Below are 21,495 nucleotides of genomic sequence, written 5' to 3' on the forward strand. Positions count from 1 at the left end.
CGACCACATGGGCGACCGGTCGGCGTCGCACTGCCGCTCCCGGCGCGGAAGGACGCGCACGGGCGCAGCCGGCCGCCCCCGACTCGATCGATCAGACAGACGTCGTTTCAGCGCTAGATCTTCTTCTCGAACAGGTCCCGCTGCGTGCCGGACTGGTCGGCGCCGGACCCGTCGACGTTCACCGCAGTGACCTTCACCTGGTCCCCCGGCTCCGCGAGAACCTCGAGCTGCAGCCGATCACCCTCGTAGTACGCCGACCAGATCCCGCTGGACAGGCCGTTCATGCCGTTCAAAGCGCTCGCGGTCTCCACGCCGTTCACCCAGATCTTCACCCGCGTCGAAGCAGACACGAGCTCCTTCGACAGCAGGACGACCGCCCGGTGATTCCCATACGACGCCGACACCAGCGGAGCACCCGCGGACTGCATCAGCCCCTCGAACAGGTCCCGCTGCGTGCCGGACCGGTCGGCGCCGGACCCGTCGACATCCACCGCAGTGACCTTCACCTGGTCCCCCGGCTCCGCGAGAACCTCGAGCTGCAGCCGATCACCCTCGTAGTACGCCGACCAGATCCCGCTGGACAGGCCGTTCATGCCGTTCAAAGCGCTCGCGGTCTCCACGCCGTTCACCCAGATCTTCACCCGCGTCGAAGCAGACACGAGCTCCTTCGACAGCAGAACGACCGCCCGGTGATTCCCATACGACGCCGACACCAGCGGAGCACCCGCGGACTGCATCAGCCCCTCGAACAGGTCCCGCTGCGTGCCGGACCGGTCGGCGCCGGACCCGTCGACGTCCACCGCAGTGACCTTCACCTGGTCCCCCGGCTCCGCGAGAACCTCGAGCTGCAGCCGATCACCCTCGTAGTACGCCGACCGGATCCCGCTGGACAGGCCGTTCATGCCGTTCAAGGCGCTCGCGGTCTCCTTGCCGTTCACCCAGATCTTCACCCGCGTCGAAGCAGACACGAGCTCCTTCGACAGCAGGACGACCGCCCGGTGATTCCCATACGACGCCGACACCAGCGGAGCACCCTTCGACGGGGTGGACTCCCCCGCGGAAGCGGGCGGTGTCGCCGGAGTGGCTGCGGCGACGGGAGCCGGTGACGCCGTCGGAGCAGCCGCGTCGACCGGAGCAGCCGGCGCAGCGGGCGCTGGAGCGGGCGTGACGGGCAGAGAGGCCGGAGCGACCGGCTCAGCCGGCGCGGGCTCGCTGAGCTGCGCGGCGAACAGCCTCTGCCGCCGGAGGGAGTCGTCGAAGCCGGAGTCCAGCGTCCCGACGTACTCGGTGACCGCCATCCGGTCCCCGGACTTCACGTCGGGGATGAGAAATGTCACCGGGTCGCCGTCGGCGTGGGTCGTACTGAAGATCGCGCCGCGCGTCTGCTGGTTCTGAATCTGGGCGACAGGCTTCCCCTCGACGATGACGACGATCCGCTTGTCGGACCGGTAGAGATCCTCGGGCAGCGACACCACCGCCCCGTCCCTCACGAGCGTCACGTCCACCGATGACGACTGCGCAGGCGTCGCCGCTTCCGGAGCGGGCTGTGCCGGCTCCGTCGCGGGCGCGGCCTCCGTCGCTGCGGCCGGAAGGGGACGACCGGGAGTGCGGACGTCCGGTCCGCCCGCCTGCTGGGACGGTGCCATGCCGGCGTCGCCGCGGTCGGACTGCCCAACCGGCGCGTCCGCCGCGGACCGCCCCAGCAGCCCGAGACCGGAGCCACTCGACTCCTGACCCTGGACGATCGCCGCGTCGCCCCGATCGAGCTCCGAGGCCAGTGCCGGCGTCGCCGACAGCAGGCCGAACAGGGTCGTCGCCGCCAGGCAGGCCGCGGCGGTACGGGTGTTTCTCATAGGTGTCCCTTTCCTCGATGCGACCAGCAGCGAAGGAGCGGCACGTCGAGAGACGGCCGCAGCTGATCGAGCTGAAACATTCTCACCTAGACGTCTCGACGACCGTCGCCCGCTGGCGCGCACTGCACGGGCACCCGGATCGACCTCCTGCCGGACGCCGTTCGATGCCGTCGAGCCGACTAGAGCCGCTGGTCGATCAGCACGGCCTGTCGGAGGTCGAGGCCGAGGGGGCCGTTCAGCTCGCCGCCGTACTGCATGACCTCCAGTCGGTCACCGGGCTTCACCCGGGCGTACTCGAACGACCTGTCACCGCCCTTGTTCGAGCTGGCGTCCTGCCCTTCGGCGTTCTCGCCCTGGATCCCGCCCCGGTACTGCCCGTTGATGCGGACGACGAGCCGCTTGTTCGCCTCGATGAACTCGTAGGGCACGTGCACGACTGCTCGTCCGTTCTCGAACGATGCCGTCACCGGCGGCCTCTCGCCCACCTTCTGGTCGAGGAGCTTCACCTTCCGGAACTCCGAACCGATCCCGGTGCCCAGGTCTCCGCTGTACTCCCAGGCCTCCAGCCGCGAACCGCGCGGGACCCCACGCCGCGAGAACATCCTGTTCGCGCCCTCGTCCCACTGGATCAAGCCGACGGACGCGGTGGTCCCCATGACCTGAAAGACGGCACTCCCGTCGGCGAAGAACACGATCCGCCTGCTCGGGGAGAGGTACTCCGCGGGCACGCCCACCACTGCTCGGCCGTCCGCGAACGAGGCCTGCACACCCGGCAGGTCGACCCGCCTGCGGAGGAAATGCGCCTGGTCGGCCGGGTCGGCCATCGTCCCCCGGTACTCCGAGACCTCCACGCGGACTCCGGGCTTCTCGACCTCTAAGCGGTACTTCGACTCGTGGTCCTGGATCACCGTGCTCACCGCACCCCGGGCCTGGCCGGAGAGGATCTGCCCGATCACCTCCCCGTCGGCGAGGACCACGTAGCGGGTCCACGCCGTGAGCAGGGTGTCGGGCACCGTGACGGCGACCTCGCCGTCCTCGAAGTACGCCGTCACACCTGTGCTCTCCGTCGGCGCGTAAGCCGCTGCCGCGTCCGACGGCGCACTCTGCGACGCGCCGACATCACCGGACAGCGGCGCCGCCAGGGCGGGCGTCGCCGTCAGCAGACCGAACAGGGTCGTCGCGGCCAGGCAGGCCGCCACAGCAGGGGTGTCTCTCATGGATGTCCCTTTCCTCGATGCGACCAGCAGCGAAGGAGCTGCACATCTCGGGACGGCCGCAGCTGGTCGCGACGGGACATTGTGCGCGGGACGGACCGCTCCCGGACCCGCCTGGCGCGGAATGCAGCCCGTTCGAGCCGAGCCACCGAATCGCCGTCGATGCGGAGGCGCTCGACGGCGCCGGGGCGGCAGTCGCTCACAGTCGCCGCACATATCGCTGAGTATCGTTCGGAGTGACACGGTCAATCGGAACGGCACACTCGGAAGACACACGGAGGTCATCATGAAGAACCAGTCCTCGACCGGCGCGTTCGGCGCCGGCAACCCCGTCGACGGCATCTGGCAGGCGATGGAGCAGGCTCGCGCCGGCTTCGAGAAGCGCGTCGGCACCCGGGTCGGCCGCGGCGACGTCCGCGCCGCCGTCCTCGCCCTCCTCGCCGAGCAGCCGATGCACGGCTACCAGATCATCCACGAGATCGAGGAGCGCAGCGGCGGCAGCTGGAAGCCCAGCCCCGGCTCCGTCTACCCGACCCTGCAGCTGCTCGCCGACGAGGGCCTGATCGCCGCCGACGAGTCGAACGGCCGCAAGACCTACAGCCTCACCGACTCCGGTCGTGCGCAGGTCGCTGCCTCCGGCACCGGCACCCCGTGGTCCGAGTCCGACCAGGTCGACTTCGGCGCGCTGCCGAAGGCCGGCGTCGCACTCGCCCAGGCCGCCGCGCAGGTCGGCCGCTCGGGCACCCCGGCTCAGATCCGGCAGGCCGTCTCCGAACTCGAGGACGTGCGCCGCCGCCTGTACGCGATCCTCGCGCAGGACTGACCCGGGTGGCGCCGGTCCGCCCGGGTCCTGCCGACCCGGGCCGCCGAGCCCGCAGCGACCAGCGTCGCTACCGCCGCATCCTGCGGTTCGCCTCCTGGCACCTCGCGGTGACCTGGTTCTTCGATCTGCTGCTGCCCCGCATCGGGCTGACGGCGATCGCGCTGCGCACCCGCCCGCAGCGGATGCGGCGCTTCGCGCGCAGCTTCCACATCCTGGCCGTCGATCTCGGCGGGCTGATGATCAAGGTGGGGCAGTTCATGTCGTCGCGCCTGGACGTCCTGCCGCCCGAGATCACCCGCGAGCTGGAGGGCCTCCAGGACGAGGTGCCGCCGGTGCCGTTCCCGCGGATCCGGGCCCTCGCCGAATCCGAGCTGGGCATGACCCTCGCGCGCGCCTACGCGGACGTCGACGAGTCGCCGGTGGCCGCGGCCTCGCTCGGGCAGGCGCACCGCGCACGGCTGTCGCCGGTGGACGCGGCTGATTCCGGGCACGTGAACGCGATCGTCAAGGTCCAGCGACCCGGCATCGACGAGATCGTCGAGGTCGACCTCGCCGCGCTCCGGCGCATCGGCGGCTGGCTGACCCACGTGCGGCTCGTCTCCGATCGCGTCGACGCGCCCGCGCTCGTCGAGGAGTTCGCCGTCACGAGCCTCGAGGAGATCGACTACCTGCGCGAGGCGGCCAACTCGGTGCGCTTCGCCGCCGACTTCGCCGGTGACCCGCGCGTCGGCGTCCCGGACGTGATCTGGGAGCGCTCGACCCGCAAAGTGCTGACGCTGCAGGACGTCACCGCGATCAAGATCACCGACGCGGAGGGTCTCGCCGCCGCCGGGATCGACCCGCGCGACGTCGCCCCGGTGTTCGCGGCGGTCATGTTCGATCAGCTCTTCACCAACGGCTGGTTCCACGCCGACCCGCACCCGGGCAACGTGTTCGTCACGCCCACCCCCGACGGCGATCGGCCGTGGCGGCTCACCTTCATCGACTTCGGGATGATGGGCGAGGTCCCGCCGACGACGCGGGCCGGCCTGCGCGCGATGCTGATCGCCGCCGCCTCGCGTGACGGCAAGGGCCTCGTCGACGCGGCGCGCAACGTCGGCGTGCTCCTCCCCTCCGCCGACTCCCGCGAGCTCGAGCGGGCCATGACCCAGCTCTTCGCGCGCTTCGGCGGCATGGGCTTCGCGGAGCTGCGCGAGGTCGATCCGCGCGAGTTCCGCGACTTCGCGATCCAGTTCGGCGACGTGGTGCGCTCGCTCCCGTTCCAGCTGCCCGAGAACTTCCTGCTCATCATCCGGGCCATGTCGCTGACCTCCGGGGTCTGCAGCGCGCTCGACCCTGCCTTCAACCTCTGGGACTCGGTCGAGCCCTACGCGCAGCAGCTGATCCGGGAGGAGCGCGGGAACGTCGCGCAGGACGTGGGGCGGCAGGCGCTCGACACGCTCGGACTCCTCGTTCGGCTGCCGCGGCGCCTGGACGAGCTCGCGACGACCCTCGAGGACGGGACCCTCGCGGTCACCGTCCCCACGGTCGAGCGACGGCTGAATCGGCTCGAAGGGACCGTCCGGCGGGTCGTCTCGGCGGTGCTCTTCGCCGGGCTGCTGATCGCGGGCGCGGTCGTCCGGGCGGACGACACCGTGTTCGGCACGGTCCTGATGGCGGTGTCGGCGCTGCCGCTGCTGCACGCCCTGTTCTCGCGCTCCCGCCTGCTCTGACCCGGTCGGCTCCGACCCGCAGCGCCCCGACCTGCAGTGCTCCGGCGCGGGCGGCGACCGACCGATTCCTGCCAGGTCGTCGGTCTCCGCCGATCAGTGGAGAGTCGGCCGATGGAGGAGCACCGTGGACGCACGGTCATCCACCACCGGGCGGCCGGCCAGGTCCGAGGAAAGGAGTCGTCATGATCTTCGCGTTGATCGCCTATCTCATCTCGATCTTCGACTAGTCCGCCGAATCGGCCGCGGCCACCCACACGCTCGGGTGACCGCGACCACGACGGGGGATGTGAATCCCACCACCGCGGATCCCACCACCGCGGAACGGAGCACCACGGAGGAGCCCGGGGATCGTCGAGCGTCAGCGCTCCGACCCGGCCGCGCTCAGCCGCTCCTCCAGCAGGCTGTACTGCCCGTAGCGGGAGCCGAGCGACTCGCCCGGCGTGCCCCCGATCACCGCGACCCGCAGCGCGTCGCCGGGTTTCGCGGACTTCATCCTCAGGAAGACCCGATCGCCCACGGACCAGCGGTCCGCGTAGTAGGCGGAACCGCAGTAGGTCTCGCCGATGTACTCGTCGTTCACCAGGACGACGATGCGAGTGCGCGTCCGGAAGAGCCCGGCCGACAGGTCGATCACCACGTCCTGGCCGTCCAGGTGGGCGTTGACAGACGTGTCGACCCCGGCGACGGAGTGGTTCGTGGAGCAGACGGTCGAGTCCGTCGCCGTTCCGCCCGCGTCGCTCGCCGTCGCCGGAGATGCGGTCGCGAGGCCGAGGAGTGCTGCGGCGATCACGCCGGTGGTCAGGGTGCGCAGGAGTGTCATCGGGTTCCTTTCCGTCGGTCTCTCGCGCGGATCGGGGGAGGCCGGCGGCCTCCCCGCGGCTGCGCTGGAGGGGATCGTCCGATGGTGGCGGAGCGATCGGCGAGGGACGTCATCGCTGTCACGGACCGGGTCGGATGGCGCGGAGGCGACCCTCGGCTCCCCCGCGAAGAGCAGCGATTCCGCCGCTCAGGACGAGGAGCGCCACGGAGTTGAAACAGCCCCTGAGTGTCGGCGACAGTGGCCGCCGGTCACCCGTGACCGGTCCCTCCGCCCGACTCCCCGAAAGGAGACAGCCATGATGCTCAACGCCCTCGTCGCGATCTTCATCGCCTTCTTCGGCTCGCGATAACGAGTCGACAGCGGGACGGAGCCGGCCCGCGTGAGCACGCGGCTTTCCCCGCCTGAAGTCAGACCCCCGGCCGATCCCGCTGCACATCCCGTCCGACCCGACGAAAGGAGTCGACATGTTCTGGGCTTTCCTCCAGGCCATCTTCTCGGCCTTCGGCGGCTGAGTCGTCCCCACCCCATAGACCGTCCGTCGAAAGGAGTCGATGTGCTGCTCGCATTCTTCGCGTACCTCATCGCCATTCTCGCCTAGCCCGGTGACGCCACCGCGGTCGTGGTCCAGCACCGGAATCGGTGACGGGTCACGATCGCGGTGGTCCGGGCACCTGGATCCCCGGCCGCGCATTCCGTCCGATCCGACGAGAGGAGCCGACTTGGCGTTCTTCCTGCTGGCGTTCAGCTGGCTGTTCAACCGCTGACGTGGCGCGCGCTCCTCTGAGCGCAGAGCTCGGGGGACGACGACCACGATGCGACCGGCAGGGGGAGGCGGCCCTATCTCCCGGCCTCCCCCTGCCCCACCCGCCGCACTGCCGAGACCGCGGTCGTGAGGGCTCACGCGAGGACGATCACCTTCCCCGTGATCCGGCCGGCGGCCGCCTCCGCGTGGATCGCCGGCAGCTCGGCCAGCGGCACCCGGCGGGTGACCTCGACGTTCAGCTCCCCCGCGTCGACCAGGGCGACCAGCTCGGCGACACGCTCGCGGTTCGGGAGCACGAACACCGTCGCCGCGCGCACGCCGCGGCTGTCGTCGCCCGGTGTCGCGAGGAAGGCCGTCGTGCTGACGACGGCCCCGCCGTCCCGCACCGCGGCGACGAGAGCGGCGAACCGCTCCGGCTCGAGCGGCGCCAGATTGAGCAGCACGTCGACCTGCTCGCCGAGAGCACCGAGGACGTCGGTCGTCGTGTGGTCGACGATCTCGTCGGCCCCCGCCGCACGGACGGCGTCGAGGCTGCGCGGACCGGCGGTCGCCGTGACGTGCACGCCGGCGCGCTTCGCGAGCTGCACGGCGTACTTCCCGACCACCCCGCCCGCGCCGACGATGAGGACCCGCTGCCCGGCCGCGAGCCGACCGTCGTCGAACAGCGCCTGCCAGGCGGTGAGCGCCACCGACGGCAGCGCGGCCGCGTCGGCGAGCGGAAGACTCGTCGGGGCGGCGACCACGGCCTCGGCCGGCGCCAGCACGTACTCGGCGGCTCCCCCGTCGCGCTCCATCGGCAGGAACGCGACGACCGGATCGCCCACCGCGACTCCCTCGACGCCGTCGCCGACCGCGTCGACCGTGCCGGACACGTCGTAGCCGGGCACGTGCGGGAGCTCGACCGGGATCGGCAGGAAGCCGCCGCGCATCCCCGCATCGGCCGCATTGAAGGCCGAGGCGGCGACCCGGAGCCGCACCTGCCCGGCACCGGGCACCGGGACCGGGATCTCCTCCTGGACGAGGACCTCGGGTCCACCCGCCTCGTGGAATCGCACTGCCTGCATGATCGTCTCCCTCTCCTAGTGCTTCGAATTCGAAGCACTGAGCCGACCGTAGCACTGCTTCCAATTCGAAGCAACGGTAGGATCGAGGACATGACGGACGCCGCCCTGACCGCGACCCAGCTCTCGGCCTACCTGGCCTTCACCGAGGTGGGCAGCCTGCTGCGGCCCGCGGTCGAGCAGCAGCTGCGCGAGGCCGGCGATCTCAGCTACCTCCAGTTCCAGCTGCTGGCGCGCCTCGGCGACGCCCCGGGCGGCCGGCAGCGGATGACCGACCTCGCCGACGCAGTCGTCCACAGCCGCAGCGGCCTCACCTACCAGGCGCAGCTGCTCGAGCAGCGGGGGCTGATCACCCGCTCCCCGTCGCCGGACGACGAGCGCAGCACCGTCGTCGCGCTCACCGCCGCCGGCCGGGAGGTCCTCGCCGCCGTCTTCCCCGGGCACATCGCGACCGTGCACGGGCTGCTGTTCGCACCCCTCACCGACGCCGATGCGGACGAGCTCGCGCGCATCCTCGGGCGGGTCGGCGAGCACCTGCGGGCCGCTCCGCCGCGCTCGGCGCGGCGCCGTCGACCGACGTCCGCGGCGGCGCCCGCGCCGGACGACGAGCCCTAGAGCAGACCGGTCAGCACGCCACCATCGGCCCGCAGCGCTGCGCCGTTCGTCGCGGAGGCGCGCGGACTGGCGAGATAGGTGACGAGCGAGGCGATCTCGTCCGGCTCGAGGAAGCGCTCGATGAGCGAGGTCGCGTTGCCGCCGATGATCGCGGCGCGGAGGACGTCGGCCGGCACGCCCTGGGCGGCGGCGAAGCCCTCGACGCTGCTCGCGACGCCGTCGGACCAGGTCGGGCCGCCGAGGACCGAGTTGACCGTGACTCCGGTGCCGCGGGTCAGCTTGGCCAGGCCGTTGCCCAGCGCCAGCATCCCGGCCTTGGTGACGCCGTAGTGCGTCATGTCGCCCGGCACGTTGACGCCGGACTCGCTGCTGACGAAGACGATGCGCCCCCAGCCCGCCTCGAGCATCGGGTCGAGGACGTGCCGGGACAGGCGGACTCCGCTCAGCACGTTCACCGTGAAGTAGCGCAGCCACTGCTCGTCGGTGATCACCGCGAAGGGGGCGACCTCGAACAGGCCGACGTTGTTGACCAGGACGTCCACCCGGCCGAGGCGCTCCAGAAGGCGGTCCACGGATTCCGCATCGGCGAAGTCGGCGGCGAGGCCGGAGACGACGGCGCCCGGGACCTGCGCGCCGAGACTCTCGACCGCCGCTCGGACACCGGCGTCGGTGCGGCCGTTCACAACGACCTCGACGCCCTCCCGCAGCAGCGCGAGCGCGATCGCCCGGCCGATGCCCTGCGTCGAGCCGCTCACGAAGGCGCGCTTCCCCGTCAGTTCCAGATCCATCCCGGTCGTCTCCCTCGTCTGCCGCAGGTGATTGCTTGCCTGGGAAACTGTAGCCGCTTCACTTTCCTGGTCAAGTGAATAGGCGGTACGCTGACGAGGTGACCGGCTCTGATCCCGCCCCGCTGAGCGGCGACGACCTCGCCGCCTGGAGCGCGCTCGCGACCGTGCTCGAGTGGCTCCCGGCGACGCTCGACGCGCAGCTGCTGCGCGACTCCGGCCTGAGTCACTTCGAGTACGGCGTCCTCTACGCCCTCGCCGCCGCTCCGGAGCGGACCCTGCGGATGAGCGCGCTCGCGGGCTTCGCGAACAGCTCGCTGTCGCGGCTGTCTCGCGCGGTCTCGCGGCTGGAGGCGCGCGGCTGGGTGGAGCGCCGGCCCGATCCGGGGGACGGCCGCACGACCCTCGCGACCCTGACCGCGGCGGGTGCGGCGCAGCAGGCGAAGGCGGCTCCTGGGCACGAGGCCGTCGTCCGCTCCGTCGTCCTCGACCCGCTCAGCGCAGGGCAGCGCCGCGAGCTGCAGGCGATCGCGGCGACCATCGCCGGCGCCCTCCGTCCGGGCGGCGCGTGGACGGCGTCGTCGGAGGGCCGCACCGCGCAGTGAGGAGCGGAGGCCCCGCAGCTGCCGCCGCGCGCACCGCGAGGGAGCGCTGCGACGAGGCAGCGCTCCCTCGCGTCGTCACCGCTTCGATCGCGGGACAGGGCGGATCAGCTCATGCCGATCGCGCCGGCGATCACCACTGGAAGGTGTAGCCGGGGAGGTCGAAGGTGCTCGACCTCTCCCAGAACACGACCGGGTCCCCGGCGGGCGGCTCTCCGGGGTAGCTCCGCTCGGCGATGATCGCGCCGGACGCGTCGTGCACCTGCACGTCGACGTCCTGCACATCGCCCATGATCGACGCACTCCACCCGGGGCCGGAGGGATCCAGCAGCGGAGACACCTCCGTGAAGTGCGTGCCGTTGCTCTGCAGGTAGCTCACCGTCAGGGAGACGGCTTGCGGAGCTCCTCCGTTCGAGAACTTCAGGATGTGCCTGGGGCGGGACACCTCGGACTCGTCGACGATTCGATAGGAGACCGTCCTGTCCTCGACCTGGACGAGGTCGTAGCCGGGAACGGAGAGCGGCCGGGCAGCCCGCGGTCCGGGAGTGGTCAGCTCCTGAGCCGGCGAGGCCGCAGGGGCGACCGCCGTCGCAGTTGTGTTCGCGTCCGGAGCCGCCATCGCCGGCGAGACGGCGGAGAGCCCCACGAGCACCGCCGCCGTCGAACCGATGGCCATCGTCTTCCAGAGTTTCACAGTGATTCCTTCCGTCGCCGCGGGCAGTGGCGGAGGACCCGGATCGCCGGGACACTGCTCGCGGATCATGAAGCGCTCATTGTTCTCGCCCGGCCGCCGAAGCACGTCCTGCACGTCGGAGAACGGTCGAGGTGGCACGGGACGGGCAGAACGGCGCCGGTCGTGGACGGCGGGCGAGGTCGTCGGGCGGGGGGCCGGGCGGGGGGGGTGGCCGGGCGGGGGCGGGTGGCAGTCGCTCCGCGCTCGGATCAGCTCACGACGATGCGGGTGAAGACGGTCGCCTCGCCGTCGGAGGCGTTCACGTAGGCGTAGCGGCGGGTGGTCGAGAAGGCGACGTGCTGCCCGGTCGCGAGGCGGACGTCCGGCTCGCCCTCGCGCTCGAGGAGGAGCGCGCCGGCGGTGACGAGGAGGATCTCGTGCCAGCCGTCGGGGTCGGGCTGCGCCTGGTAGCGGTCGCCGGGGCCGAGGGTCCAGGTCCAGAGCTGCGCCTCGGTGCGGGCGGGGACAGAAGCGAGCAGGACGGCGACGCTCGCCGCGTCGTCGCCGCGCCAGGCCACCTCGTCGATCGCGGTGGGGACGGAGCCCGGTGCGGCGACGAGGGCGGCGAAGCTGGACCCGAGCGCGATCGCGAGACGGTCGACGCCGGTCAGGCTGATGTTCGCCTCGCCCGCCTCGACGTTGACGATCGTGCGCCGGCTGATGCCGGAGAGCTCGGCGAGCGCCGCCTGACTCAGCCCGGCCTCCAGCCGCGCCTGGCGGAGGTTGCTGCCGACGTGAGCGAGGACGGCGGAGGGCTCTGGCGTGCGCATCGTTCTGCACTCTATAGTGTGCAGAATGCTGCGCACCCACCTCCTCTCGGCCGTCCGGTTCTCGCGACCCGAGTGGGCGCTGATCGGCATCACGGCGCTCTGGGGCGGCACCTTCCTGGCGGTGCACGTGGCGATGCAGCACAGCGGTCCGCTCTTCTTCGTCGGGGTGCGGTTCCTGGCGGCGGGAGTCATCAGCGCGGTGGTCTTCCACCGGTCGCTGCGCGGGATGCGGCGGATCGACCTCGGCGCGGGAGCCGCGATCGGGGTGATGATCGTCCTCGGCTACGGGCTGCAGACCTATGGACTGCAGACGATCCCGAGCAGCACCTCCGCCTTCCTCACCGCGCTGTACGTGCCGCTGGTGCCGCTGCTGCAGTGGGTCGTGCTGCGGAAGCGGCCCGGTGCCCTCACGCTGGTCGGCGTCGGGCTCGCGTTCGTCGGGCTGCTGCTGATCGCGGGGCCGCAGACGGGAGTGGGACTGGGCCCGGGAGAGCTGGCCACGCTGATCAGCACCCTCCCGATAGCGGCCGAGATCATCCTGATCAGCGCGTTCGCCGGCCGGGTCGACCTCGGGCGCGTGACCGTCGTGCAGCTCCTGGTCGCCGGGCTGCTCTCCTTCGCCGGCATGCCCTTCGCCGGGGAGGCGATCCCGGCGTTCTCCTGGGTCTGGCTGATCGCCGCCCTCGCCCTCGGGGCCAGCAGCTGCCTCATCCAGCTGACGATGAACTGGGCCCAGCGCTCCGTCTCGCCGACCCGCGCGACGATCATCTACTCCGCCGAGCCGGTCTGGGGCGGCGTGATCGGGCGGCTCGCCGGCGACCGGCTGCCGGCGCTCGCGCTGGCAGGGGCCGCGCTGATCGTCGCGGGGACGCTGGTGAGCGAGCTGCGGCCGCGGCGGGCGAGCGGGGACGCGGTGGCGGTGGACGCGCGGGGACCGGAGGAGGCTTCGGAGGCGGCCACTCCTGCGTCGGAGCGGCTGGACCGCACCTTCGGCTCATGAGAACGCCTCCGGCTCGCCGGATGTTCACGATCCGGCGAGCCGGACTCCGTTCCACGAGCCGAACCTCCCACCTCCTGACCTCCGGCTCGCAGAAGCAGCCTCGGCTCGCCGGAATCCGCCGATTCCGCGTGCCCGGGGCGGTTTGACGAGCCGAACCTCCGGCGCGACGAGCTCCGGCTCGCAGAATCACCTGTGGCTCGCCAGAATCCGCCGATCCCGCGTGCCGGACGCGGTTCCGCGTGCCGGACGTCGGACGGAGCGACCGCATGCCCAGCAGAGCCAGGCCGGCGGACGACCAGACCCCGGGACTGGCCCGCGGGCAGGAAGTTAGGTTAGGTTAACCTTCGCAACCCCGTCACCCCCTCCGAAGGATCGCCGTGCCCGTCTCCCGCACCCCCCTCCGCCGCACGCCTCTGCGCGTCTCCGCCGTCGCCGCGCTCGGCCTCTCCGCCCTGCTGCTGACCGGATGCTCCGCGGGGGCCGACGCCGCCGGCACCGACGGCACCACCGACGCCGCCGCGACCGGAGCGGGCTTCCCCGTCACCGTCGAGCACGCCTTCGGCGAGACGACCGTCGAGTCGGCGGACCGCGTGGTCGCGACCAGCTGGACCAACCAGGACGTGGCGCTCGCCCTCGGCGTGACCCCGGTCGGCTTCGCGAAGGCCTCCTACGGCGACGAGGACGGCGACGGCCTCCTCGCCTGGACCAAGGAGGCGCTCGACGCGAGCGGCGCCGAGACGCCGACCCTCTTCGACGAGACCGACGGCGTGCCGTTCGAGGCGATCTCCGACCTCACCCCCGACGTGATCCTCTCCGCCTACTCCGGCATCACGCAGCAGGACTACGACACCCTCAGCCAGATCGCCCCGACCGTCGCCTACCCGGGACTGCCCTGGGCGACCACCTGGCAGGACTCCGCGAAGCTCGACGGCGAGGCGCTCGGACTGGGCGACGAGGCCGAGGCCAAGGTCGCCGAGGTCGAGGGCGAGATCGACGCCGCCGTCGCCGCGAAGCCCTCGCTGGCCGGCAAGACCTTCACCTACGGCTGGTACGACCCGACCGATGCCAGCACCTTCACCTACTACACCGGCAACGACGCGCGGGTGAAGTTCGTCGAGGACCTCGGCCTCGAGCTCGCCCCGAGCGTCGTCTCGCTCACCGGCGACTCCGAGCTGTTCAGCGGCACCGTCAGCTCCGAGAACGCCGACCAGCTCGACGCCGACGTCCTCATCGTCTACGGCGACGACACGACTCTCGCGGCACTGCAGGCGGACCCGCTGCTCTCCAAGATCCCCGCGGTCGCCCGCGGCTCGGTCTACGTCCTCACCGACGACTCCTCCGAGGCGATGGCGACCTCGTCGCCGAACCTGCTGAGCATCCCGTGGGTGCTCGACGAGTACACGACCGGCCTCGCGACCGCCGCCGACAAGGTGTCGTGACCGCCGAGGCCACGGCACCCCACCGGCGCCCCGGACGCGACGACACTCGCCTCCGGGGCGCCGGTGCGCGCTGGCGCGTCCGGGCGCTGATCGCGGTGCTCGCCGCGCTGGTCGTCGCGTCGGTGCTCTCGCTGGTCTACGGCTCGCGCGAGATCCCGCTCGGCGAGATCTGGCCGGCGCTCACCGCACCCGACCCGGACTCGATCGTCGACGCGGCGGTGCAGGGGCGCGTCCCGCGCACGGTCCTGGCGCTCCTCGTCGGCGCCGCACTCGGGCTCGCCGGGGCGGTGATGCAGGGGATGACCCGCAACCCGCTCGCGGATCCGGGGATCCTGGGGCTGAACGCGGGCGCGTCCCTCGCGGTCGTGCTCGGGATCTCGACGGTCGGAGCGACGACGCTCCCCCAGTTCATCTGGCTCGCCTTCCTCGGCGCGGCGGCGGCCGGGGCCTTCGTCTACGCGGTCGCCTCGCTCGGTCGCGAGGGCGCCACTCCCCTCAAGCTCGCGCTCGCCGGCGCCGCGACCGCCGCGGCCCTCGCCTCGCTGATCAGCGCCGTGCTGCTCACCCAGGACGCGACGCTCAACCGCTTCCGGTTCTGGCAGGTCGGCGGAGTGGGCGGCGCCGAGTTCACGAGCATCGTCCAGGTCCTGCCGTTCCTCGCCGTCGGCGGCGTGCTCGCGATCGGCAGCGCCCGCGGGCTCGACGCGCTCGCGCTCGGCGACGACCTCGCGAAGGGGCTCGGGCGCCGCGTCGGCCGGACGCGCCTCGTGGCCGGCCTCGCCGCGGTGCTGCTCTGCGGAGCGGCGACCGCGATCGCGGGCCCGATCGGCTTCATCGGGCTCACCGTGCCGCATCTCGCGCGGCGGTTCACCGGGCCGTCGCACTCCTGGCTGCTCCCCTCCTCCGCACTGCTCGGCGCGCTGCTGCTGCTGGTCGCCGACGTGATCGGGCGGGTCGTCGCGCGGCCGAGCGACGTGGAGGTGGGCATCGTCACCGCGCTGATCGGGGCTCCGGTGCTGATCGCGATCGTGCGCCGCTCGAAGGTGCGGGCCCTGTGAGCGCCGCGCCGTCACTCCGTTCTTCTGCGGGCGCTCCCCCGCTCGGCGTCGCCGCGGGCCGTCGCCGCCGCGCCCGCCGCACCGCGCTGGGCTGCGGGGTGCTCGCGCTGGTCGCCCTCGCACTCGTCGTCGTGTCGCTCACCGTCGGCAGCACCGTCTACTCGCCGCTCGAGGTGCTGCGGGTGATGCTGGGCGAGACGGTGCCCGGCGCCTCCTTCACCGTCGGCACGCTGCGGCTGCCGCGCACGCTCACCGCCGTGCTGGTCGGCCTCGGCTTCGGGATGGGCGGCGTGATCTTCCAGACGATGCTGCGGAACGCGCTCGCCAGCCCCGACATCATCGGCATCACCTCCGGTGCGAGCGCGGCGGCCGTCGTCGCGATCGCGTTCTTCGGCCTGTCCGGCGGCGCGGTCTCGGTGATCGCGGTTGCGGCGGCCCTCGTCACGGCGCTGCTGATCGCCTGGCTCGCCGACGGCAGTGGAGTGATCGGCGCCCGGCTGATCCTGATCGGCATCGGGATCGCCGCGATGCTGCAGAGCGTCATCGCCTACGTGCAGACGCGCGCGCAGTTCGAGGACGTGCAGGAGTCGCTGCGCTGGCTGACCGGGAGCCTCAACTCCGCGTCCTGGGCGGGGGTGCCGGCGCTCGCGCTGTCGATGCTGGTGCTCGTGCCGCTCGCGCTGCTGCTGGCCGGGCGGCTCTCGATGCTGCAGCTCGGCGACGAGTCGGCGACCGCGCTGGGCGTGGACGTGCGGCGCAGCCGGGTGGGGCTGCTCGCTGTGGCGGTGTGCCTGGTCGCCGTCGCGACCGCGGCCACCGGTCCGATCGCGTTCGTCGCCTTCGTCTCCGGGCCGATCGCGCGGCGGCTCGTGCCGGACGCGCGCGTGCCGCTGATCCCGTCCGCGCTGGTCGGGATCGTCGTCGTGCTCGCGGCGGACCTGGTCGCGCAGCACGTCGCCGGGCTCGCCTTCTCCGGCGCCCGCTTCCCCGTCGGAGTGGTGACCGGTGCGCTCGGCGCGCCGTTCCTGCTCTGGCTCCTCGCCCGCCGCAACCGCACCGGAGGATCCCTGTGACCGCCTCGACGCCCGCCGTGACCGCCGGTCACTCCACGCTGTCGGTCGACGGCGTGACGCTCGCCTACGACGAGCGGGTGGTCGTCGACGGGCTGTCGCTGACGGTGCCGACCGGGGCGATCAGCGTGATCGTCGGGGCGAACGCCTGCGGCAAGTCGACGCTGCTGCGCGCGATGGCGCGGCTGATCACGCCGAGCGCCGGGGCCGTGCTGCTGGACGGCGAGGCGATCCACCGGCTCCCGACGCGGCAGGTCGCGCAGCGGGTGGGGCTGCTGCCGCAGACGCCGATCGCGCCCGAGGGGATCGCCGTGGCGGATCTGGTCGCGCGCGGGCGGTACCCGCACCGCGGCTGGTTCGGGCGGGGCGCGTCCGCGGACGACGACGCGATCGTCGAGGACGCCCTGCGCGCGACCGGGACGCTCGAGATCGCGGACCGGCCCGTCGACGAGCTGTCCGGCGGGCAGCGGCAGCGGGTGTGGATCGCGCTGGCGCTCGCCCAGCGGACGGACGTGCTGCTGCTCGACGAGCCGACGACCTACCTCGACGTCTCGCACCAGATCGAGGTGCTCGACCTGCTGACCGACCTCAACCGCGAGCGCGGCACGACGATCGTGATCGTGCTGCACGACCTGAACCTCGCGGCGCGGTACGCCGACCACCTCTTCGCGGTGCGCGCCGGTGCGCTGTACGCCTCGGGCACGCCGGCCGAGGTGGTGACCGCGGAGACAGTGCGCGCGGTCTTCGGCATGGAGTCGCGCGTGATCGCGGACCCGGTGTCCGGGACGCCGCTGGTGCTGCCGATCGGCCGGCACCACTCGGGGTGACGGGTCCAGCCTGTTGCGGCGAGACGTCCTCGGACTGTCGAGGCGTCCCGGTGCTGCTGGACGCCTCGACCGTTGCGGGACGCCTCGCTTCATGCTGATCGAGTAGCCCGCGCAGCGGGCGTATCGAGATCCACCGGTGCCTAACGGGTGGGCTGCAGACCAGCCGCCCTGACGATGGCCGGTCTCGCCGCGCCCCTCCGGGGCCGCTCGACCAGCATGCGGGGGCGGTGGGAGCGGTTTCCTGGGGCGGGTGTCGGAGGCGTGTGGCACCCTCCTCCGAGGAGTCCGCAGGCGGCGGACGGAGCGGAGCGGCATGATCGAGCTGGACCTGAGCGGACGGACGGCCCTGGTGACGGGGTCGGGGCAGGGCATCGGACTCGCGATCGCCGTCGGGCTGGCGCACGCCGGCGCCGAGGTGGTCGTCAACGCGCGGTCGGAGCGCTCGGTGCGGCGCGCGATCAAGGACGTGCGCGCGGCGGTGCCCGACGCCACCGTGCGCGGCGTGGCGGCCGACGTCTCGAGCGAGGCCGGGACGGCGAAGCTGCTCGAGTCCGTGCCGCGCGTGGACGTGCTGGTCAACAACCTCGGCATCTTCGGCAGCACCGAGCCGCTCGACATCACCGACGACGAGTGGCGCCGCTACTTCGAGGTCAACGTGCTCACCGGCGTCCGCCTCACCCGCGCCTACCTGCCCGCGATGACGGAGGCGGGCTGGGGCCGCGTCCTCTACATCGGCAGCGACTCCGCCGTCGTCACGCCGGCCGAGATGATCCACTACGGCGTCTCGAAGACCGCCCTGCTCGGCGTCTCCCGCGGCTTCGCGAAGGCCGCCGCCGGCACCGGCGTCACGGTCAACAGCGTGCTCGCCGGGCCGACCCACACCGGCGGCGTCGAAGACTTCGTCTACGAGCTCGTCGACCACTCTCTCCCCTGGGAGGAGGCGCAGCGCGAGTTCATGCGGCTGCACCGCCCGCAGTCGCTGCTCCAGCGCCTGATCGAGCCGGAGGAGATCGCCAACATGGTCGTCTACCTGGCGTCGCCGCTCGCCTCGGCGACCACGGGCGCCGCGGTGCGGGTGGACGGCGGGTACATCGACGCGATCGTGCCGTGACGGCTGCGCTCGACGCGTGAGGCACTCCGCGCGTCAGCGACCGACGCCGCGCGTCGAGGCTGAAAGGTGAAACCGCCGTGATCGTGACGATCTACGGCGGTTTCCGAAACCCAACTGCGGCCTGTGCCGGGGGAATATGACGACGACCATATCGTTATGGACGTGATTCCACAACTGAGCGAGGTCGAGCAGAGGGCTCTGATCGAGAGCCCCAGCTGGCTCGATCGATGGACGGTGACCGTGAGTCTGTGTACCGCGAGGCTGGCTCTGCAGGCTCTCGACCACATCGAACAGGACCGATCCATACGCCTCGAGCGGTGAACTCGAGTGCTTCATCCGCCGGTGGGACCGACCACTGACGACGCTGCACCCACGGGCGGCCGTAAGCGCCTGGAACTCGACGAAGAATCGACCGACCTCGGCGCTCCCACGGTCGACGGCTCGGCGCATCCGTCCGAGGTGCTGCCGATGGGCATCGTCCGCCCTGCTTGAATGAGTCGATGACCTCCCGCGCCGACCACCTCGCCGACTTCGCCGAGTTCCTCACCGCCTCGCCCTCCTCCTTCCACGCCGCGGCGGAGACCGCGCGGCGGCTGGCGGCGGCGGGGTTCGAGTCCGTCGACGAGACCGCCGCGTGGCCCACCGAGCCCGGCCGCTACTTCGTCCTCCGCGACGGGGCGGTCATCGCCTGGCACGTGCCGGCCGGGGCCACCGCGGTGACGCCGTTCCGCATCCTCGGCGCGCACACCGACTCCCCCGGCTTCAAGCTGAAGCCGCGGCCGACCGTGGCATCGAAGGGCTGGCTGCAGGCCGGCGTCGAGGTGTACGGCGGACCGCTGCTCAACTCCTGGCTCGACCGCGAGCTCGAGCTGGCCGGGCGGATCGTCACCCGCGACGGCGCCGAGGTGCTGGTGCGCACCGGCCCGTTCCTGCGGATCCCGCAGCTCGCGATCCACCTCGACCGCGAGGCGAACGACGGCCTGAAGCTCGACCGGCAGAAGCACACCGTCCCCGTCTACGGCCTGGGCGACGCGGACGGGAACGATCTGCTCGAGATCCTCGCCGCGAAGGCCGGGCTCGACGGCGCCGCCGACATCGCCGGCTACGACCTCATCACCGCGGACACCCAGCCGCCCGCGCGCTTCGGCCTCGACGACGCGCTCTTCGCGGCCGGGCGGATGGACGATCTCAGCTCGGTGCACGCGGGGCTTGTCGCGCTGCTCGCGGCGAGCGGCACGGATGCGGACTCGGACTCGAACGCGGAGCCGGGGCACATCAGCATGCTCGCCGCCTTCGACCACGAGGAGCTCGGCTCGGCCAGCCGCTCCGGGGCGAGCGGTCCCTTCCTCGAGGACGTGCTCACCCGCATCGGCGCCGCCCTCGGCGCGGGTGTCGACGAGCGCGCCCGCGCGATGGCGCGGTCCTGGTGCCTCTCCGCCGACGCCGGCCACTCCGTGCACCCGAACTACCCGGAGAAGCACGACCCGGTGAACCAGCCGGTCGCCGGCAAGGGCCCGCTGCTCAAGATCAACGCCTCGCAGCGCTACGCGACCGACGCGCGCGGCGCGGCGCTCTGGGCCGGAGTGTGCGCGCGGGCCGGAGTGGAGTTCCAGGAGTTCGTCTCGAACAACACGGTCCCCTGCGGCTCCACGATCGGCCCGCTCACCGCGACCCGCCTCGGCATCTCGACGGTCGACGTCGGCGTCCCGCTGCTGTCGATGCACTCGGCGCGCGAGCTCGCCCACGTCGACGACCTCGTCGCGCTGACCCGCGCGATCGAGGCCTTCTTCACGTCGGCCGACTGACGCCGGCGGGCCTGCAGGCCGGCGTCTCAAGGGGGCGGATCTCGATACGCGCGCTCCGCGCGCTACTCGATCAGCATGGAGGGGGGGCGCTGCGCGCACTGCTCGATCACTAGGCGGCCGCTGCCTGACCATGCTGGTCGAGTAGCCCCGCAGGGGCGTATCGAGACCCGGCCTCGCCGATGCTCAGGACTGCGGAGCGCCCTCCCCCCGCCCTCGCGAGAGGACGCGAACCGAGCTCCGTCCGCACCGCGGACCCCGTCATCCGTCCAGTCGCGAGCGGGCGCCGCGGCGACTGGACACGAACAGGGCTTCACGACGCCCGCGGACCCCGTCCCGCGTCCACTCGACTGCACCAACGCAGGCGCGCCCCGTTGGTATCGTTATCGCACGAACGTCCGCCGCACCGCACGAGCAGCCGAGGGAGCACCCGTGACTCCCCGCCCCGGCTCCCCCACCGTCAAGGACGTCGCGCTGCACGCCGGCGTCAGCCCGATGACCGTCTCGCGAACGCTCTCCGGCGGCAAGAACGTGCGGCCCGAGGCGCAGGAGAAGGTGCTCGCCGCGGTCGCCGAGCTCGGCTACCACCGCAACGAGAACGCGCGCAGCATGCGCCCCGGGCACAGCTCGGGGCTGATCGGCGTCGCGATCACGAATCTGGCGAACCCCTACTACGGCACCTTCGCGCTCGGCGTCGAGCGCGTCGCGGAGGAGCACGGCCGCCGCATCCTGCTCGGCAACACCGGGGAGGAGCCGCGCCGGGAGAGCCGGCTCGTCGCCGACTTCGTGGGCCGGCAGGTCGAGGGGCTGATCGTGGTCCCGACCGGAGCGAGCGCCGAGCACCTCAGCCCCGCGCGCCTCGGCGGGATGCCGCTCGTCCTCGCCTCGCGCGTGGTCGGCGGGCTGGACGCCGACACCGTGCTGCTGGACGACGTCCGCGGCGCCTACGAGAGCACGCGCGAGATCCTCCGGCTCGGGCACCGCCGCATCGCCTTCCTCGGCAACCTGGTCTCGGTCTCCACGGCGGAGCGGCGCTTCGAGGGATTCCGGCGCGCGCTCGCCGAGGCGGGCGTCGCGCTCGACGAGACCCTGGTGCGGCGCGGCCAGCAGGACGCGAACGCGGCGCGGCTCGCGACGGAGGAGCTGCTCGCCTCCCCCGACCGGCCGACCGCGATCTTCAGCGCCAACAACCGCAACACGATCGGCGCACTCGAGGCGATCGGCGCGCATCCCGAGCAGGCGCCGCCGACCCTCGTCGGCTTCGACGACGTCGAGCTCGCGCACCTGCTGCGCATCCCGCTGCTGATCGTCTCGCACGACCCGGAGGAGCTCGGCGCGGCCGCGGCGCGAATGCTCTTCGACCGGCTCGACGGCGACCCGGAGGCGCCGCCGCGCCTGATCGAGCTGCCCGTCCGCGTCGGCCCGGTCCGCGGCTGA

19 protein-coding genes are annotated in these 21,495 nt (G+C 72.3%); 12 read left to right on the forward strand and 7 right to left on the reverse strand.

Annotation, left to right across the window (positions count from 1 at the left end):
* Positions 1 to 113: 113 nt before the first annotated feature.
* Together EDF17_RS20145 and EDF17_RS09825 are read right to left on the reverse strand one after the other, a co-directional pair.
* Positions 114 to 1,853 carry a hypothetical protein gene (locus tag EDF17_RS20145; protein ID WP_185019981.1) on the reverse strand — a complete coding sequence of 580 codons (1,740 nt, stop codon included), beginning with the start codon at positions 1,851 to 1,853 and terminating at the stop codon, positions 114 to 116.
* A gap of 179 nt (positions 1,854 to 2,032) precedes the next feature.
* A complete protein-coding gene (locus tag EDF17_RS09825) occupies positions 2,033 to 3,070 on the reverse strand; it encodes a hypothetical protein (RefSeq protein ID WP_123446928.1) in 1,038 nt (345 codons plus the stop codon).
* 283 nt (positions 3,071 to 3,353) lie between these two features.
* Here EDF17_RS09825 and EDF17_RS09830 point away from each other — a divergent pair, with 283 nt between their 5' ends.
* Positions 3,354 to 3,890, forward strand: coding sequence for a PadR family transcriptional regulator (locus EDF17_RS09830; RefSeq protein ID WP_123446929.1), 537 nt, complete (start codon positions 3,354 to 3,356; stop codon positions 3,888 to 3,890).
* Between the two features lie 5 nt (positions 3,891 to 3,895).
* Positions 3,896 to 5,602, forward strand: coding sequence for an AarF/UbiB family protein (locus EDF17_RS09835; RefSeq protein ID WP_123446930.1), 1,707 nt, complete (start codon positions 3,896 to 3,898; stop codon positions 5,600 to 5,602).
* A gap of 358 nt (positions 5,603 to 5,960) precedes the next feature.
* Here EDF17_RS09835 and EDF17_RS09840 read toward each other — a convergent pair whose 3' ends face one another.
* The gene (locus EDF17_RS09840; RefSeq protein WP_123446931.1) at positions 5,961 to 6,422 is read right to left on the reverse strand and encodes a hypothetical protein; all 462 of its coding nucleotides are present in this window, start codon (positions 6,420 to 6,422) and stop codon (positions 5,961 to 5,963) included.
* A gap of 897 nt (positions 6,423 to 7,319) precedes the next feature.
* Entirely contained in the window at positions 7,320 to 8,249 is a 930-nt protein-coding gene (locus EDF17_RS09845) for an NADP-dependent oxidoreductase (protein WP_123446933.1), read from the reverse strand.
* A gap of 90 nt (positions 8,250 to 8,339) precedes the next feature.
* Here EDF17_RS09845 and EDF17_RS09850 point away from each other — a divergent pair, with 90 nt between their 5' ends.
* A complete protein-coding gene (locus EDF17_RS09850; protein ID WP_123446934.1) occupies positions 8,340 to 8,861 on the forward strand; it encodes a MarR family transcriptional regulator in 522 nt (173 codons plus the stop codon).
* Here the strand turns inward: EDF17_RS09850 and EDF17_RS09855 are convergent.
* Positions 8,858 to 9,649 carry an SDR family NAD(P)-dependent oxidoreductase gene (locus EDF17_RS09855; RefSeq protein WP_123446935.1) on the reverse strand — a complete coding sequence of 264 codons (792 nt, stop codon included), beginning with the start codon at positions 9,647 to 9,649 and terminating at the stop codon, positions 8,858 to 8,860. The two genes, EDF17_RS09850 and EDF17_RS09855, sit on opposite strands and share 4 nt — an antisense overlap.
* A 98-nt stretch (positions 9,650 to 9,747) precedes the next feature.
* On the opposite strand from EDF17_RS09855, the gene EDF17_RS09860 reads away from it, so the two are divergent.
* Positions 9,748 to 10,251 (forward strand): MarR family transcriptional regulator, encoded by a 504-nt coding sequence (locus EDF17_RS09860; protein WP_123446936.1) that lies wholly within the window; start codon positions 9,748 to 9,750, stop codon positions 10,249 to 10,251.
* A 130-nt stretch (positions 10,252 to 10,381) separates the two neighbouring features.
* Here the strand turns inward: EDF17_RS09860 and EDF17_RS09865 are convergent, their stop codons facing one another.
* Complete coding sequence (locus EDF17_RS09865; RefSeq protein ID WP_133671980.1) at positions 10,382 to 10,942, reverse strand: hypothetical protein; 561 nt, start codon at positions 10,940 to 10,942, stop codon at positions 10,382 to 10,384.
* Between the two features lie 248 nt (positions 10,943 to 11,190).
* Entirely contained in the window at positions 11,191 to 11,751 is a 561-nt protein-coding gene (locus tag EDF17_RS09870; protein ID WP_123446938.1) for a helix-turn-helix transcriptional regulator, read from the reverse strand.
* 25 nt (positions 11,752 to 11,776) lie between these two features.
* Between EDF17_RS09870 and EDF17_RS09875 the strand changes: the two genes are divergently transcribed.
* The 8 genes from EDF17_RS09875 (at position 11,777) to EDF17_RS09910 (ending at position 21,495) form a co-directional block, all read left to right on the forward strand.
* A complete protein-coding gene (locus tag EDF17_RS09875) occupies positions 11,777 to 12,751 on the forward strand; it encodes a DMT family transporter (protein WP_123446939.1) in 975 nt (324 codons plus the stop codon).
* A gap of 377 nt (positions 12,752 to 13,128) precedes the next feature.
* Positions 13,129 to 14,190 (forward strand): iron-siderophore ABC transporter substrate-binding protein, encoded by a 1,062-nt coding sequence (locus EDF17_RS09880; RefSeq protein WP_123446940.1) that lies wholly within the window; start codon positions 13,129 to 13,131, stop codon positions 14,188 to 14,190.
* On the forward strand, positions 14,187 to 15,248 hold the full coding sequence (locus EDF17_RS09885; protein ID WP_123446941.1) for an iron ABC transporter permease: 1,062 nt from the start codon (positions 14,187 to 14,189) through the stop codon (positions 15,246 to 15,248). The genes EDF17_RS09880 and EDF17_RS09885 overlap by 4 nt, the downstream gene beginning before the upstream one ends.
* On the forward strand, positions 15,245 to 16,321 hold the full coding sequence (locus EDF17_RS09890; RefSeq protein ID WP_185019982.1) for an iron chelate uptake ABC transporter family permease subunit: 1,077 nt from the start codon (positions 15,245 to 15,247) through the stop codon (positions 16,319 to 16,321). Before EDF17_RS09885 ends, EDF17_RS09890 begins: the two co-directional genes overlap by 4 nt.
* Positions 16,318 to 17,145: an ABC transporter ATP-binding protein gene (locus tag EDF17_RS09895; RefSeq protein WP_279536153.1), complete on the forward strand. Its 828-nt coding sequence runs from the start codon at positions 16,318 to 16,320 to the stop codon at positions 17,143 to 17,145. Before EDF17_RS09890 ends, EDF17_RS09895 begins: the two co-directional genes overlap by 4 nt.
* Before the next feature lie 316 nt (positions 17,146 to 17,461).
* On the forward strand, positions 17,462 to 18,256 hold the full coding sequence (locus EDF17_RS09900) for an SDR family oxidoreductase (protein WP_123447070.1): 795 nt from the start codon (positions 17,462 to 17,464) through the stop codon (positions 18,254 to 18,256).
* 500 nt (positions 18,257 to 18,756) lie between these two features.
* Positions 18,757 to 20,061 carry a M18 family aminopeptidase gene (locus EDF17_RS09905; protein WP_123446943.1) on the forward strand — a complete coding sequence of 435 codons (1,305 nt, stop codon included), beginning with the start codon at positions 18,757 to 18,759 and terminating at the stop codon, positions 20,059 to 20,061.
* A 429-nt stretch (positions 20,062 to 20,490) separates the two neighbouring features.
* Complete coding sequence (locus tag EDF17_RS09910) at positions 20,491 to 21,495, forward strand: LacI family DNA-binding transcriptional regulator (RefSeq protein WP_243732847.1); 1,005 nt, start codon at positions 20,491 to 20,493, stop codon at positions 21,493 to 21,495.

Origin of the sequence: Rathayibacter sp. PhB1, from assembly GCF_004362935.1 — a bacterium.
In the GTDB taxonomy this organism is placed as follows: Bacteria; Actinomycetota; Actinomycetes; order Actinomycetales; family Microbacteriaceae; genus Rathayibacter; species Rathayibacter festucae.

What these genes read in the sequence shown, in the direction of transcription:
- EDF17_RS09825 (WP_123446928.1), bottom strand. Translation starts at nt 3,070, where the DNA reads ATGAGAGACACCCCTGCTGTGGCGGCCTGCCTGGCCGCGACGACCCTG.
- EDF17_RS09845 (WP_123446933.1), bottom strand. Translation starts at nt 8,249, where the DNA reads ATGCAGGCAGTGCGATTCCACGAGGCGGGTGGACCCGAGGTCCTCGTC.
- EDF17_RS20145 (WP_185019981.1), bottom strand. Translation starts at nt 1,853, where the DNA reads ATGAGAAACACCCGTACCGCCGCGGCCTGCCTGGCGGCGACGACCCTG.
- EDF17_RS09875 (WP_123446939.1), top strand. Translation starts at nt 11,777, where the DNA reads ATGCTGCGCACCCACCTCCTCTCGGCCGTCCGGTTCTCGCGACCCGAG.
- EDF17_RS09855 (WP_123446935.1), bottom strand. Translation starts at nt 9,649, where the DNA reads ATGGATCTGGAACTGACGGGGAAGCGCGCCTTCGTGAGCGGCTCGACG.
- EDF17_RS09870 (WP_123446938.1), bottom strand. Translation starts at nt 11,751, where the DNA reads ATGCGCACGCCAGAGCCCTCCGCCGTCCTCGCTCACGTCGGCAGCAAC.
- EDF17_RS09830 (WP_123446929.1), top strand. Translation starts at nt 3,354, where the DNA reads ATGAAGAACCAGTCCTCGACCGGCGCGTTCGGCGCCGGCAACCCCGTC.
- EDF17_RS09905 (WP_123446943.1), top strand. Translation starts at nt 18,757, where the DNA reads ATGACCTCCCGCGCCGACCACCTCGCCGACTTCGCCGAGTTCCTCACC.
- EDF17_RS09850 (WP_123446934.1), top strand. Translation starts at nt 8,340, where the DNA reads ATGACGGACGCCGCCCTGACCGCGACCCAGCTCTCGGCCTACCTGGCC.
- EDF17_RS09840 (WP_123446931.1), bottom strand. Translation starts at nt 6,422, where the DNA reads ATGACACTCCTGCGCACCCTGACCACCGGCGTGATCGCCGCAGCACTC.